Genomic DNA, 14,205 nt, shown 5'->3' on the forward strand with positions numbered 1-14,205 from the left:
CGTCAGCCGCGCAGCCGGGCCATCCAGGTCTCCACCTCGTCCGCCGCCCGGGGCAGGCCGGCCGAGAGATTCTCGTTGCCGTCCTCCGTCACCAGGATGTCGTCCTCGATGCGTACGCCGATGCCGCGGTACTCCTCGGGGACGGTGAGGTCGTCGGGCTGGAAGTAGAGGCCCGGCTCGACGGTGAGCACCATGCCCGGTTCCAGCGTGCCGTCCACGTACAGCTCGGTCCTGGCCTTGGCGCAGTCGTGGACGTCGAGGCCGATCATGTGTCCGGTGCCGGCCAGGGTCCAGCGCCGCTGCAGCCCGAGTGCGTGGGCCTCGTCCAGGGTCCGCCCCTCGAACAGGCCCCAGGCGGCGAGGTGTTCGGCGAGGATCCGCTGGGCGGCGTCGTGGAAGTCCCGGTACGCGGCACCCGGCTTGACCGCGGCGATGCCCGCCTCCTGCGCCGCGTACACCGCTTCGTAGACCTTGCGCTGGATCGGGGTGAAGCGGCCGTCCACGGGCAGGGTGCGGGTGACGTCGGCGGTGTAGAGGTTGCGGGTCTCCACACCGGCGTCGAGCAGCAGGAGATCGCCGGGGCGGGCCATGCCGTCGTTGCGGATCCAGTGCAGGGTCGTGGCGTGGGATCCCGCCGCGCAGATCGACGCGTAGCCGACGTCGTTGCCCTCCATCCGCGCCCGCGTCCAGAAGGTGCCTTCGATACGGCGCTCGGGCGTCGGCGCGTCGGAGCCGAGGGTGCGGACGACGTCCTCGAAGCCGAGGGCGGTGGCCTCGCAGGCGAACCGGAGATCGGCGATCTCGAACGCGTCCTTGACGATCCGCATCTCGGAGAGGGTCTCGCGGAACGCTTCGTCGCCCTCGGCCGTCGTCCGGCCGTCGAGCGCCGCGTCGACGCCCGCGTCGTAGCCGCGCAGCAGCCGGACCGGGCCGCCGGCCGCGCCGAGGAGGTCGGCGAGGGTGCGGACGTCGTCGCAGGGCAGGCCGAGCAGTTGCCTGTTCTCGGCGAGGCTGTTGCGGCGGCCGTCCCAGAGTTCGCCGTGGTAGTCGAGCCAGAACTCGCCGTTCTCGCGGCCGGAACGCGGGAGCAGGTAGGCGGTCGCCTGATGCCCGCCGTGCTCGTCGGGGCGCAGGATCAGCACGGCGTCCTGCGACTGGTCGCCGGTGAGGTAGACGTAGTCCGAGGAGGGCCTGAAGGGGTAGGTCGTGTCGTTGGCGCGGACCTTCGCCGTCCCGGCCGGGATCACCAGCAGCTCACCGGGAAAGCGGGCGGACAGCTCGGCCCGGCGGCGCGCGGTGTACGTCGCCTGCGCGATCGGTTCGAGGCCGTGGCGCTCGGTGTCCGCCCAGCCCCCCTTCATGTTCTCGGCCAACTCGGCGCTGACCCGCCGGTACAGCCCGTTCTTCCGCTGGGTGCCCTCGTATGCTTCCTCGGCCACCGTCGCCTCCGCTTCTTGAATCGAGTGGGTCGGTCATGGATCGAGTGGGACGGAACGTGGATCCAGTAGCTGCACGGCCTGGGCGTGGGGCAGGGTGTCCCGCCTCGACGGCACCACGGGGATGCGGGTGTCACAGGGAGCGGACCTGCTCCACCTCGGCGGGACAGGACGCGAAGTGGAGGCTTTCACGACCGGCCCCGCCGGGCAACGACTCGGGGCATAAGAGACCGGGCGGAGCGGGCATAACGTTCGGCGGCCGGTCCGACGGGGAGCGGCCCGGCCGCCGTCCTCCCGCGCATAATGGACCCCGCTCGACGGACCCGACCCGTTCCCCCCGCCACACAGTGAGGTGCCCCGATGGAACTGGAGCTGCGGCATCTGCGCGTACTGTGCGCGATCGCGGATTCCGGGAGCGTCGGCCGGGCGGCGGTCGCGCTCGGATTCACCCAGCCCGCGCTCAGCACCCAGCTGCGGCGCATCGAGCGGCTGCTCGGTGACGGACTGTTCGTGCGCAGCAGCGCGGGGGTGGAGCTGACCGCGTACGGCGCGGAGGTCGTGAGCCAGGCCCGCGAGATCCTGGTCCGCGCCGATGCGCTCGGGCGACGGCACCACGGATGCCCGCCCGCGGCGGCCGGTACGCTCCGGCTCGGTGTCACGAACACACCGGTGGTGCCGACGCTGCTGGACACCCTCCGCGACACCTGCCCGGACCTCACGGTCTCCGTCAGCAGTGTGTACGCCACCGGTGAACTCCTCGGTCTGCTGGAGGCCGGCGAACTCGACGCCGCGCTGGGCGTCGACTACCCCGGGCTGCCGGTGCGGCACTCCTCCGCCCTGGCGCACCGCGCCATCAACACCGTCCCCATCTTCGTGGCGATCCATGCCGACCATCCCCTGGCGCATCGCATCGAGGTCCCGCTGGAGGAGCTGTCCGAGGACACCTGGTTCGTCGCCTCCGACGACGGGGTGGGCTGGCCCGGTGCCTTCTACGACGCCTGCCAGGCCGCGGGCTTCACACCGGCCGGCACGCATGAGTTCCACGTCCTCGACCAGTTGCAGTCGATGATCGCCAAGGGCCTCGGGGTGACCGCCGTCCAGCCCACCCTGCGCCCCATCGACGGAGTGCTGGTCAAGCCGCTGACCGGAGACCCCCTGTGGCAGCGGCATCTGCTCATCTGGCGCCGCGAGGCCGTCGCGGCGCCCGTGGCCGAGGCACTCCACCACCACGCCGCCCGCGCCTACCGAAACCTGCTGGCCCAGGCCCCACACCTCCAGAGATGGGCGACCCGCGCGTACACGAGCGCCCGTCTGTAGACGGCCGGTAGGAGGGCCCGGCAGGCGCGGGCAAGTCCCTACGGTGGCCCGGCGCGTTCACCGTCGGCGCGCGGTCGCGGTCGGTGCGGTCATCCTCGGTGCGGTAGGGCCAGGAGGGCCGCTGTCACGGCGGGCGGCAACGAGGGGTTGGCCGCCGCTGCCTCCACCACCTGCCAGTCCGTGTCGGTGAGCAGATCGGCGATGACCGGCGGTGGGAGCGCGGGGTGTCCGGCGGCCATGAGCCTCGCCCGTCGGTCCGTGAGGCAGGCGAGCAGTGCCGGGGCCGTGGCGCTGTCGTGGCGGGCCACCTCACGGAGCATCCGCTGCGGCGCCGGTACGTGCCGGACCAGATCCTCCAGAAGGGCCGGCGACGCGTCCGGGTTGGCCGCGACCCCGGCCAGGACGTGCACACCGTGCCGGTCGACCATGGCGCGCAGACGGGTTTCGGTGAGGCCGGGGTGCGGCGCGACGGCCTTGGCCACCTTCGCGTCGGGGTCGTCGGCCAACCGGTCGCGTGTCTCGGGCGGCAGGTCGCGCCGTAGGGCCACGAGCATCCGGGTGGTCGGCTCCGGTGATCGGGCCAGCTGGTCGACTTCGACCGGAGAGGCAGTCGTGACCCGGGGCAGCGGTGTGTGACCGGTCCTGGTGGTCCGGGCCAGGACGGTGAGCACGGTCAGCGGCACCCGGGGATGACGGGCGAGACCGCGACGGACCTCGGGATCGGGGTCGTCGGCCAGCGTGTGGATCAGGGCCTTGTCGGTCGCCGGGTTCTCGGCGAGAGCGGCGCGGACGCCGGGATCGGGGTCCGCGGCGAGCCGCACGCTCACTTGCCGCGGCAGGTCGGGCCGGGCGGCGAGGGTCCGGCGCACCAGCACCGACGGATGGTCCGCACATCCGAGGACTGCTTCGACGGGCGTGGCCGGATTGCCGAGCGCCGCCAGCAGCAGGCCCTGGACGGTGGACTCGTGGGAACCGTCGCAGGAGGCGCCGGAGGGTAGATCGCCGTCGAGCCGAGGCCGGCGCGGGTCGTGGACGAGGGGAGTCTCCCCACGGTCACAGACCAGACAGTGGCGGGCCGGGGGCAGCCCGTCCCCGGTCACCAGCGCCGCCAGGGTGGCCGCAGGCGTCGCCTCGTTGCCCGCCACGGCCCGGCGGACCTCGGCGTGCGGATGTGCCGCGAGCCTCGCGGCGTTGTCCGGAGTGGTCCAGTACGCCAGCTCGGCGACGACCTGGACGTCCGGGTCCGCGGCGAGCGTGTCCACCACATCGGACGGGAGACCGGGGCAGGCCGCGAGCTTCTCCCGTCGCTCGCGGACCGGGTCCGCCGCGAAGTGGCGGGCCCATTCGACGGAGCCGGTACCCCGGTCGAGCAGCGCGAGGGCGGCCTCCGGCCGATGACCGGGGTCGATGTCGGCGGAGGTCAGCCGTCCCTCGTGGGCGAGCAGCACCGCGCTGTCGGCGCTGTGCGCGGCCAACGCGACCGCCTGCTCGTGACCGAGGTCCGCGCGCCCGGCGAGCCGCGTGGCGATCTCCTCGTCGGCCATGGACATCAACCGGCCCACCTGCCCGGGCGACAGGGCTGGATTGACGGCGAGCCCGTAGAGAACGTGATGCACCAGGGCAGCATGCCCTACGTCGAGTTCGTGCTGCGCAGCGACTGGAACGTTCCCAGCGCGAGGAGGCCGCCGCCGACGAACATCAGGGCCACGCCCACCTTGGTCAGGGTGACGACAGGGGTGTCCACTCCGTCGGTGAACAGGCGCAGGGCGAGGCCGATGGTGAAGGTGATGCCGCCCTCGCGCAGATTCTTCGACGCCTGCTTCATGTGGGGCCACTCCTTCGAGGGGGTGTCAGTACTCCCTGCGCTGCTTCCGGGCACTGATCACCTTAGGAACGGAATCCGCGGGGGTCTTCCGCCCGTAGGACGAAGGGGGACCGCGCGGACTACATCCTTCGATGCAGCGGGGAGTCCGGGCGCGCGGGTCCGGCATGTGCTGTGCTGCCCGATCGTGACCGGCGGCGAGGAGACCGGCTGCTACGTCGTGGGTCATGAACCGGGACTCGCCGAGCCCCGTCAGGAAGCCGCTCGCGGCGATGTCCTCGCCGCGGTCCGCACGGTCGGGTGTCCAGCGCGGCGCAGGGTGACGTACTCCGGGTAGAGCGCCCCCAGCAGGGCCAGTACCACGAGGTCGTCCTGACCGGTGGTGCTCAGGGTGACCTCGGTGCCCTCCGCCCACACCAGCCCCGGTGCGCGCAGCACGGACCAGGCGTCGGCCGAGCCGGAGGGGTCGAGTGTGCGCGTGCCCTCGGCGGCCGGGGGCTGCTGGCGGGCGAAGCGGTGGCCCCGTAGGGCTTGGCCCAGGTCGACCTGGGTGGTCGTGGCGCCGTTCCGGGTGACCTCGATGTGGGCGGTCCGGGTGCCTTCCGTGACCGGTCCGGGGACGGTGCGGGCGGTGAGGGGGCCGGGGGAGGTGGTCGACGGGAGATCCTGGACGAGGGTGCGGGGTGCAGCGTAGTAGTCCTCCAACTCCGGTACGTACATGGCCGCTTCGGTGACGGTGGGGTCCGGGCGCCAGGTCAGCAGATGGCGGGGGGCGGTGAGCGGGGGCCGGTCCAGGACGGCGGGCAGGGCCGTTCCGCCGGGAGCGTCGAAGCCGTAGCCCGACCGGCCCGAGGTGCCGGTGAGGGCCTGGTGGGCGAAGTCCACGATGCTGGTGTGCCGGATCCGGCGGACCAGGAGTTCGGTGAGGAAGGTGTCACGGGCGGCCTCGGTGTGCCGTAGGCCCGTCGGGGTGATGTGCAGGGGGACGTCCTGCCAGTCGGTGAAGGGCAGCAGGGCGTCACGGAGCAGGACGACCTGGTGGAGCCACTCGTTGTAGAGCTGCATGGCGACCGGCCCGCCGCGGCGTCCGAGGAGCAGGTCGGCGGCGGCCGGGGTGAGCAGATGGCCGTAGCAATGACTGCGGACGACCAGCGGGCCGGCGGGCAGCGGTATGCGCCGGTCGAGGAGGCGCTTGAGGACGGCGGTGGCCCACGAGGCCAGTTCCCGGCCGATCGCCTCGGCCTGTGAACCCAGTTCACGTGCCGCCGAGGTGCTGTGCGGTCCGAGGTTCAGCGGCAGGGAGGTCTCCCGTGTGCCCAGGGCGAGAGTCGCGTGGATCTGCGCCTCCAGCACATCGACGTCGGCTGCGGTGAGGGCGTTGGCGTTGGCGTCGATGACGCCTTGGAGCAGGGGTTCGGTGGCGGTGAGGAAGTCACGCGCGGTGCGGGTGGTGGCGGTCGCGGGGAAGGTGTTCCAGCGGCTGCCGCCCAGCGGGGGAGTGTTCGAGGTGGTTGAAGGGGTGGGGGTGGGCATGGGGGGCTCCTCCGTGGTCGAGATGGTCGAGGTGGTCGTGCCGGGGTGGCGGTGGCTTTGAGCCGGTGCCGGGCCGGGCTGGGCCGGGGCAGCCGCAGCCGGACGCTTTATGTGGATCGAGCGATCCATTTTCAAGGTATGAAAAATTCAGTCGAGAGCCGTCAGCGCGACCTCCACGAGCGGTTCGAGGCCGGGCGCGTCGGGGGTGATCTTCGAGGAGACCAGGAGCCCGTTGAGGAAGGTGACCAGGAAACCGGCCAGGGTGTACGGGTCGTGCCGCGTCGTGATCTCGCCTCGCGCCGCCGCCGCGCCCAACACCTCCGCCAGCGCGTTCCGGCTCGCGTCCTGCATGTCCCGTACGGTGCGCCGGGTCGCCGCGTCCTCCGGCAGGCGTTCGCAGACGGCGTTGACCGCCAGACAGCCCCGGCCGCCCTCGCCCACAGCGATCCGGATGCGCTCGACCAGCATCGCGCGGATCACCGCGCGGGCGTCCGTCCCTTGCTCCAGGCTGCTCAGGGCGTCGGCGGCGAGACTGCTGCGGTAGTACTCCAGTGCCGCCCGGTATAGGCCGTCCTTGTCGCCGAACGCGGCGTAGAGGGAGCCCTGTCCGAGTCCCAGATGCCGGGTCAGGTCCCGAACCGAGGTCGCCTCGTAGCCGCGCGACCAGAACAGCTCCATCGCCTTGCGCACCGCGGCCTCGGTGTCGAACGCGCGTGTTCTCGCCATGCACCCACCGTACGCTAAGTGGATCGATCGCTCAAGAAAAGCGTCGGGGTCGGGTCGTCCGAAGGGGCCTTCCTCCTCGCCCGCGGCCTGCGCTCCACCGAGCCGTTCGACGGCCGAGGGACGCACCGTGGCCGCCTACGTCGCGACGCTCGACGCGGCTCCCGCGGAAGGTCTGGAGGTGGGGAGCTGAGGCGCGGGCCGGTCGTCGCCGTGACGGTGGGTGGTCCCGCACGGCGCACCCGGACCCGCGCCCCCGCCGCGTCAGTTCCTACGACCGCTCAGATAGGCGTCGATCGTCCGCTTCGACTCCGGGCGGTTGTACATCCAGTGGCCGACGTCGTCCACCGTGAGCAGGGTCGCCTTCGGGAAGATGGCGGCCATGCGGCGGGCACCCGCCAGCGGGGTCGCGGCGTCCAGGGTGGCGTTGACCAACAGGACGGGCGGGAGAGCGCCCTCCGCCTGGGCCGGCCGCGGCTTGGGCGGCAGCCAGCCCTGACAGCCGAGGACCATGTCGAGCGCCTGTGAGCTGTGGCGGACGTGCGGCGCGGCCTTCTCGACCCGGGCGCGGATCGACCGGTAGTGCGCCCAGTCGCGGATCCTGAAGTCGTTGTCCCGGCACAGTACGAGCTGCCAGGCCCGGTCGGGACCGTAGGGGTCCAGGTGGATCCGGCCCGTGCCGCTGTGCAGCGCGGCCAGTTCCTCCGCCGCCGAGTCGGGAACCAGCCTGCGCAGGGTGCCGTACAGATAGTTGGTGAGCTGATCGGCGTCGATCTTCTTGCGGGTCGGACCGTTCGGGCCCGGTTCGTAGAGCGTGCCCGCCTCGGCCCGGGCGAACAGCTCCGCGTTGACGGCGGCCAGGTCACGGCCCTTCAGGACACAGGTGGGGTCCGTCTGGCACCAGGACCGCAGCCGCTCGAAGATGGCGTCGAGGGTGACGGCGGCGTCGGTGAGGAAGCGTTCGGCGCCCGCCCCGGACGGGTCCACCGAGCTGTCGAGAGCCAGTGCCCGAAGCCGCTCCGGGAAGAGACGGGCGTAGCGCTCGCCGACGGAGGTGCCGTACGAGTGCCCCAGATAACTGATCCTCTCCTCACCGACGGCCGCGCGGATCGCGTCCATGTCGCGGGCCACGCTGTCGGTGTCCATGTGCGCGGCCAGCGGGCCCATCTGCCGCAGACAGCTCTCCGCCAGCTTCCCGTTCAGGGTGCGCAGCCGCTCGAACTCCGCGGCGTCGCGCGGCCGGGCCGGCAGCTTGGCGGCGAGGGACTCGTCGCACCGGATGCCCTCGCTGCGGCCGATACCGCGCGGGTCGAAGGAGACGATGTCGAAGCGGCGGAGCATCTCCGGGGTGTACTCCAGATCCGCGTACATCGCGGTGTCGGCCCCCGGGTTCCCCGGACCGCCCGGGTTCGACATCAGGACACCGATCCGCTGTGCCGGGTCGGTCGCGCGGTAGCGGGCCACGAAGACCTCGGTCTTCGGTCCCTTGGGCTTCGCCCAGTCCACCGGCACCCGGATCGTGCCGCATTCGGCCGGCGGACCGGGCTCAGGGAAGGGCTCGTTCGCGGGGCAGCCGCCCCAGCGGATGGGGGAGACGGACGGGGTGAGAGGGGTGGACGCCGTCCGCCGGTCGGGCTCGGCCGCGGGGGCGGCGAGCGCGGTGGGGGCGGCGAGCGCGGCGGGGGCGGCCAGCGCGGTAGGGGCGGCCAGCGCGGCGGAGGCGGAGAGGGCGACGAGTACGGAGACGATCCGTCGTCCCGTGCCCGGTTCCCCGCTCGGTGTCGTGCTCGGACGCGTGCTCGTGTTCATACGGTCACTGTGTCGGGGCTGTGTGATGAGGGTTCTATGAGCGCATGGCGGACACGTAATCGCGCGTCCCGCTGCCCCTCCGCGTTGCCCGCGTCCCCCGCGTTGCCCGCGTCCCCCGTGTCCTCCGCGTCCCCCGCGTCCCCTGAGCCCCCCCCCCCGCGCTGCGGACCCAGCCGGGGAGTCCTTACCCCCAGGGGGTACGATGAAGGTCTGGCGGGCCTCGCCCGATCTGTCCCGTCTGTCGGTCCGCCGCCCGCGCGGAATGTCTGAGTTCGCAAGGGGATACGATTGCGGGCGGTGCGGGATGTCCTCCACGACGGGGGAGTGATCACCGCAATTCGCCGTCATTCATGGCTCCGGAGGAACAACGCTGCCGGGGCTTATGCAATCACCACAAAACTTCTCATACGATCACCCGTGCGGGGGGCGCTTCATGAGCGCTGTCCTCGCCGCCCGGCACCTGCCAAGACGAGGAGACTCAGTGCTTCGCTCAGCCCCCGGCGGTCCGCCCGCCGACTCCGACGGCGCGACCGACACCGCCGCGGCCGGTCGGCGCCGAATAGGCCGCGCCGCCCTCGTGGCGGGGGCGGCCGTCGGTGTCGGGTTCGGTGGGCTGTACCTGGTGGGCCTGCTGGCCGCCGGTGAGGACATACCCGACGGCGTGCGGGTCAGCGGCGTGGACATCGGGGGCATGAGCCGCTCCGAGGCGGGGAAGGCGCTGGACAGCGGGCTGCGGAAGGACTGGGCGAAGCCGGTCGAGGTCCGGGTCGGCGACGACAAGGCCGCTCTGGACGCCACGAAGGCCGGGTTCGCCTTGGACGCCGAGGCGACCCTGGACGAGGCCGCCCAGTCGGGCTCCGACCCGTTCACGGTGATCGGCCGGCTGTTCAGCAGCGGTGAGCGGACCGTCGAACCGGTGGTCACGCTGGACGAGACCAAGGCCCGCGCGGCGCTGGACGGGCTGGCCGAGAAGCACGACCGCAAGCCCCGCGAGGGCGCCGTCCGCTTCAAGGACGGCGAGGCGGTGCGCGTGAAGCCCGTCACCGGCCAGAAACTCGACGTCGACGGCTCGCTCGGAGCGCTCGACCCGGTGGTCCCCGGCCGGACGACGGACCCCGTCGACCTGCCCGTGAAGACCGACGAGCCCGAGGTCGGGACGGCGGAGGTGGACCGCGCCCTGAAGGAGTTCGCCCGGCCCGCGATGTCCGGCCCGGTCACCCTCACCGTCGGTGACTCCACGGTCGAGATCGCCGCCGCCACCCTCGGCGAGCACCTGTCGATGAAGCCGACCAAGGCGAGCGGGGACACGCCGGAGGACGGCGGGAAGGCCCGGCTCGACCCCACCTTCGACGGCAAGGGCCTCCTCGCCGACCCCGAGGTGGCGAGCCCCCTCGCCCTGGCCACCGACAAGGCCGTCAACGCCAAGCTGCGCCTGGAGGGCGGGAAGGTCGTGGCGGCCTCCGCGGGCCGGCCCGGCCAGGAGGTCACGGCGAAGGCCCTCACGGACGCCGTACGGCCGCTGCTCACCAAGTCCGGGGCGCAGCGCACCGCCACCGTGGCCGTCAAGGAGGTCCAGCCGAAGATCTCCGGCGCCAACCTGGACCAGCTCGGCATCAAGGAACAGATGTCGACCTTCACGGTCGACTTCGAGCCCGAGCCCTACCGGGTCACCAACATCGGCCGCGCCGCCGAACTGATCGACGGCTCCGTCGTGCTGCCCGACGAGACCTGGAGCATGAACGGCACCGTCGGGGAGCGCACCGAGGCCAACGGCTTCGTCGAGGGCATCATCATCAACAACGACCGCTACGAGCGGGCCGCCGGCGGCGGTGTCTCGGCGGTCGCCACCACCGTCTTCAACGCCGCGTTCTTCGCCGGAGTGAAGCCCGTCGAGTACGGTGCCCACTCCTTCTACATCGAGCGCTACCCGGAGGGCCGCGAGGCCACGGTGGCCTGGGGCAGCCTCGACCTGAAGTTCCGCAACGACTCCGGCAACGCGATCTACATCGACGCACGCGCCACCGACACCTCGATCACCATCTCCTTCTACGGCACCAAGAAGTACGACGAGGTCGAGTCGGTGAAGGGCCCCCGCACCAATGTGCAGGAGCCCGGCACCCGCGAGGGCGCCGCCGAGAAGTGCGTGCCCCAGACCCCGCTCGAAGGTTTCGACGTCGCCGTCGACCGCGTCTTCAAGAACAACGGCGCGGAGGTCAAGCGGGAGACCTTCAACACCCGCTACGTCCCCCGCGACGAGGTCACCTGCGACTGACCGCGCCCCTGTCCCTTCCCTCCCCTCGGCCGCCCCGGACAGCAGGGCGCCTGATCGTCCACCCCTGTCCGGGCACCCCGCCGGTCCCGCCGGAATCACCCCGATCGCCGCGTCAGCGCCGGCCTCGGCGTGCCGATGAAGACGGAGACGCGGGGTACCCGTAGGGGGCCGGGAGGAAGGAGCGCGGTGTGGCGTCGGAGGGCGATGGCCGCAGACAGGGCCGCGAGGAGACCGAGGAGGAGCGGGCCGACCGGCGGTGGGCCGATCTGCTCCAGGAAGTACGGGTGACCCTGACCGGGGTGCAGATCCTGTTCGGCTTCCTGCTCGCCGTGGTGTTCCAGCCGCGCTTCGCCGCCCTCGACCCGGCGGACCGGGTGATCTACCTGGTCACGGTGTTCCTCGGCGCCGGAGCCACGGCCGCGCTGATCGGCCCGGTGGCCCTGCACCGGATGCTCACCGGCCGCAAGGTCAAACCGCAGACCGTCGAGTGGGCCTCGCGCCTGACCGTCATCGGCCTCGTCCTGCTCCTGGGCACGATGGCCTCCGCGCTCCTCCTCATCCTGCGGGTCGTCCTCGACGACTCCCTCGCCACTTGGCTCATCGTCCCCGCCGTGCTCTGGTTCGTCGTGTGCTGGTTCGCGCTGCCCCTGTGGGCACGGTGGCGGAGCAGGAGCGGCGACCAAGCAGGCGGAGGCGACGAAACGGACGGGCGGCGACGGCGTACGTAGCTGTGGCGCGGTCACCGGCTGTGGCGGGGGCGCCTAGTGGTGTGCACCTGGCGGTGACGGGGGCACGCTCCTCACACTCAGAGCGCGCCCCCCGCCCCCCGTGATCGGTCAGGCGCGCCCGCCGGCCCCGACCCGGCGTTTCACCCTGCCCTCCTTCCCCTCACCGTGCCCGCTCCGCCCGCCGCGACGGGCCTTGCGGTCCGGATGCAGCTCGATGGTGAGCGGTGTCGCGGTGAAGACGGACGAGTAGGTGCCGATCGCCAGGCCGATGAGCAGGGCGAGGGCGAAGTCGGTGAGCGCGTCGTCGGCCATGACGGCGAGTGTGGTGAGGATGAGCGCCGCGCCCATACCGGTGTTGACGGTACGCGGCAGGGTCTGGAGGATCGCCTGGTTGGTCAGCCGGGGCAACGGCGTGGCGCGGTCGCGCCCGAGCAGTTCGCGGATGCGGTCGAAGAGGACCACGGAGTCATTGACCGAGTAGCCGATGACGGTCAGCAGGGCGGCCAGGAAGAGCCCGTCGACGGGCTTGCCCAGCCAGGCGAAGACACCGACCAGGATCACCACGTCATGGGCGAGCGCGCCCACGGTCGCGGCGCCGAACGTCCAGCGGAAGCGCACCGCGAGGTACAGCAGCTGGGCGCCCATGGCCAGGGCGAGGGCGATGAGCGCGTTCCGGCGCAGTTCGTCACCGAGGCTGGGGCCGATCCGTTCGTCACGGACCTTCTCCGCCTCGCCGCCCAGCCGTTCGACGGTCTCGGTGACGGTGGCCGTGTCGGCGTCGCTCAGATCCTCGGCCCGCACGGTCAGCCCGTCGTCCCCGGAGGACTGGACGACCGCCCTGGGCACCCCGGCGTCGGCGAGCGCCTCCCGGGCCCGGTCGGGGTCGACGGAACTGCTGGTGGCGTACTCGACCAGCCGGCCGCCGGTGAACTCGATACCGAAGTCCAGACCACGGACCAGTACGCCCGAGGCGGCCAGGACCATGGCGGCGGCGGAGACGGCCAGCCAGCGGCGCGGGTGACGCATCAGATGGGGATCCCGGCGTGTCAGCCGGTCACGCACCCAGCCGATGCCCGCGATTCCGCTGAGGCGCGGGCGGCGGCGGACCCAGGGGCGGCCCGCCGCGAACTCGGCCAGCACCCGGGTGATCACCAGCGCGCTGACCATCGACGCCAGCACCCCGATGCCCAGCGTGACACCGAAGCCCTGTACCGGGCCCGACGCGAGGGCGAACAGCAGGGCCGCGGCGATCAGGGTGGTGATGTTGGAGTCCGCGATCGCGCTCAGGGCACCCCGGAAACCGGCCGTCAGCGCCGAGCGCGGGCTGGGGCGGCTGCGGGCGGCGTGTTCCTCCCGGGCCCGTTCGAACACCAGGATGTTGGCGTCCACCGCCATACCGATGGCCAGCACGAACCCGGCGAGTCCGGGCAGCGTCAGCGTGGCGCCGAGCGCAGCCAGGGCGGCGTACGAGATGAGTCCGTAGCAGGCCAGGGCGAGGGTCGCGAGCACTCCCATGAGCCGGTAGACGACGATGATGAACAGCGCGGTCAGCGCGGTGCCGATGACGGCGGCCCAGGCGGCGGCCGAGATGGCGGCGTCGCCGAGGGTGGCGCCGATGGTGCGCTGCTCGATGGTCTCCACCGGCACGGGCAGGGCGCCGCCGGAGATCAGCAGGGCCAGTTCCCGGGCCTCGGCGTCGTCGAAGGAACCGGTGATCTGGGTGCTGCCGCCCGGGATGCCGGCCCCGCAACCCACGGACGGGTCGACCTGCGGCGCGGAGATGATTTTCCCGTCCAGCACGATGGCCACCTGGCGCTGCGGGTCACCGACGGGGTGACAGGCCGCCTCCGCGGTGACCTGCGTCCACCGGTCGCGTCCGGTGTCGCTGAAGTCGACCGTGACATACCAGCCGGTGCCGCTCTGCGGATCGAACTGGGCGTCCGCGCCCTTGACGTCCTGACCGGTGAGGTCGGCGGCCTTGAGCCGGAGGGGGCGGCCGGACTCGTCGGACAGGACCTGCTCCCCGGAGGGGTCGGCCTGACCCTTCGGTTCGGTCGCGCCGGACCGCTCCGACGGCGGGGCGGAAGCGTCGGTGTCCTTGCCGGGCTCGCCCGGGCCCAGCACCGTGTGGACGGTGAGCTGCGCGGTACGGCCGAGGACGTCGGCGGCCTGCTGCGGGTCCTGTACGCCGGGCAGTTCGACGATGATGCGGTGGTCCCCGGAGCGGACGAGGGTCGGTTCGGAGACGCCGAGGGCGTCGATCCGCCCGCGCAGCACCTCCACCGTACGGTCGGTCGCCGCGCGGTCGGCTTCGGTGGTCGGGGTGGAGCGGGTCTCCAGCACGATCTGGGTGCCGCCCCGCAGGTCGAGCCCCAGCCGGACCGGCACGGTGAAGGCAATGGCCAGCGATCCGGCGATCACGAGAAGGGCGAACAGCGCGCGCACGCGCTGGGCGGAACGGTTACGACGTTTCAACACGGGCCTCCGGCAGGCAGGCGGACACGTCACGGCGGCGCCACGCGCACGACCGCGACGGTCAGAAGAGTTGGGGGGAGGAAGGTGGCG

General features: G+C 72.3%; 10 protein-coding genes. 3 read left to right on the plus strand and 7 right to left on the minus strand.

Annotation, left to right across the window (positions count from 1 at the left end; genetic code table 11):
• Window positions 1-2: 2 nt before the first annotated feature.
• The gene (locus tag ACIQNG_RS09455; RefSeq protein WP_401483874.1) at window positions 3-1,361 is read right to left on the minus strand and encodes an aminopeptidase P family protein; all 1,359 of its coding nucleotides are present in this window, start codon (window positions 1,359-1,361) and stop codon (window positions 3-5) included.
• Window positions 1,362-1,796: 435 nt separating this feature from the next.
• Between ACIQNG_RS09455 and ACIQNG_RS09460 the strand changes: the two genes are divergently transcribed.
• On the plus strand, window positions 1,797-2,753 hold the full coding sequence (locus ACIQNG_RS09460; protein ID WP_401483579.1) for a LysR family transcriptional regulator: 957 nt from the start codon (window positions 1,797-1,799) through the stop codon (window positions 2,751-2,753).
• Between the two features lie 89 nt (window positions 2,754-2,842).
• On the opposite strand, the gene ACIQNG_RS09465 is transcribed toward ACIQNG_RS09460, so the two are convergent.
• The 5 genes from ACIQNG_RS09465 to ACIQNG_RS09485 all read right to left on the minus strand — a co-directional run bounded on the left by ACIQNG_RS09465 (window position 2,843) and on the right by ACIQNG_RS09485 (window position 8,640).
• Entirely contained in the window at window positions 2,843-4,369 is a 1,527-nt protein-coding gene (locus ACIQNG_RS09465) for a hypothetical protein (RefSeq protein ID WP_401483581.1), read from the minus strand.
• 14 nt (window positions 4,370-4,383) lie between these two features.
• The gene (locus ACIQNG_RS09470) at window positions 4,384-4,578 is read right to left on the minus strand and encodes a DUF5708 family protein (RefSeq protein ID WP_401431591.1); all 195 of its coding nucleotides are present in this window, start codon (window positions 4,576-4,578) and stop codon (window positions 4,384-4,386) included.
• Window positions 4,579-4,827: 249 nt separating this feature from the next.
• A complete protein-coding gene (locus ACIQNG_RS09475) occupies window positions 4,828-6,108 on the minus strand; it encodes a hypothetical protein (protein WP_401483583.1) in 1,281 nt (426 codons plus the stop codon).
• A 147-nt stretch (window positions 6,109-6,255) separates the two neighbouring features.
• On the minus strand, window positions 6,256-6,834 hold the full coding sequence (locus tag ACIQNG_RS09480) for a TetR/AcrR family transcriptional regulator (RefSeq protein WP_401483585.1): 579 nt from the start codon (window positions 6,832-6,834) through the stop codon (window positions 6,256-6,258).
• A gap of 261 nt (window positions 6,835-7,095) precedes the next feature.
• Window positions 7,096-8,640: an alpha/beta fold hydrolase gene (locus ACIQNG_RS09485; RefSeq protein ID WP_401483586.1), complete on the minus strand. Its 1,545-nt coding sequence runs from the start codon at window positions 8,638-8,640 to the stop codon at window positions 7,096-7,098.
• Between the two features lie 577 nt (window positions 8,641-9,217).
• On the opposite strand from ACIQNG_RS09485, the gene ACIQNG_RS09490 reads away from it, so the two are divergent.
• Window positions 9,218-10,912, plus strand: a complete 1,695-nt coding sequence (locus tag ACIQNG_RS09490; protein ID WP_401483876.1) for a VanW family protein — start codon at window positions 9,218-9,220, stop codon at window positions 10,910-10,912.
• Window positions 10,913-11,100: 188 nt separating this feature from the next.
• Window positions 11,101-11,640, plus strand: a complete 540-nt coding sequence (locus ACIQNG_RS09495; RefSeq protein ID WP_401483588.1) for a DUF6328 family protein — start codon at window positions 11,101-11,103, stop codon at window positions 11,638-11,640.
• Window positions 11,641-11,748: 108 nt separating this feature from the next.
• Here ACIQNG_RS09495 and secD read toward each other — a convergent pair whose 3' ends face one another.
• The gene (secD, locus tag ACIQNG_RS09500) at window positions 11,749-14,118 is read right to left on the minus strand and encodes a protein translocase subunit SecD (RefSeq protein WP_401483590.1); all 2,370 of its coding nucleotides are present in this window, start codon (window positions 14,116-14,118) and stop codon (window positions 11,749-11,751) included.
• Window positions 14,119-14,205: the final 87 nt, after the last annotated feature.

Source organism: Streptomyces sp. NPDC091377, from assembly GCF_044757045.1.
GTDB lineage: Bacteria > Actinomycetota > Actinomycetes > Streptomycetales > Streptomycetaceae > Streptomyces.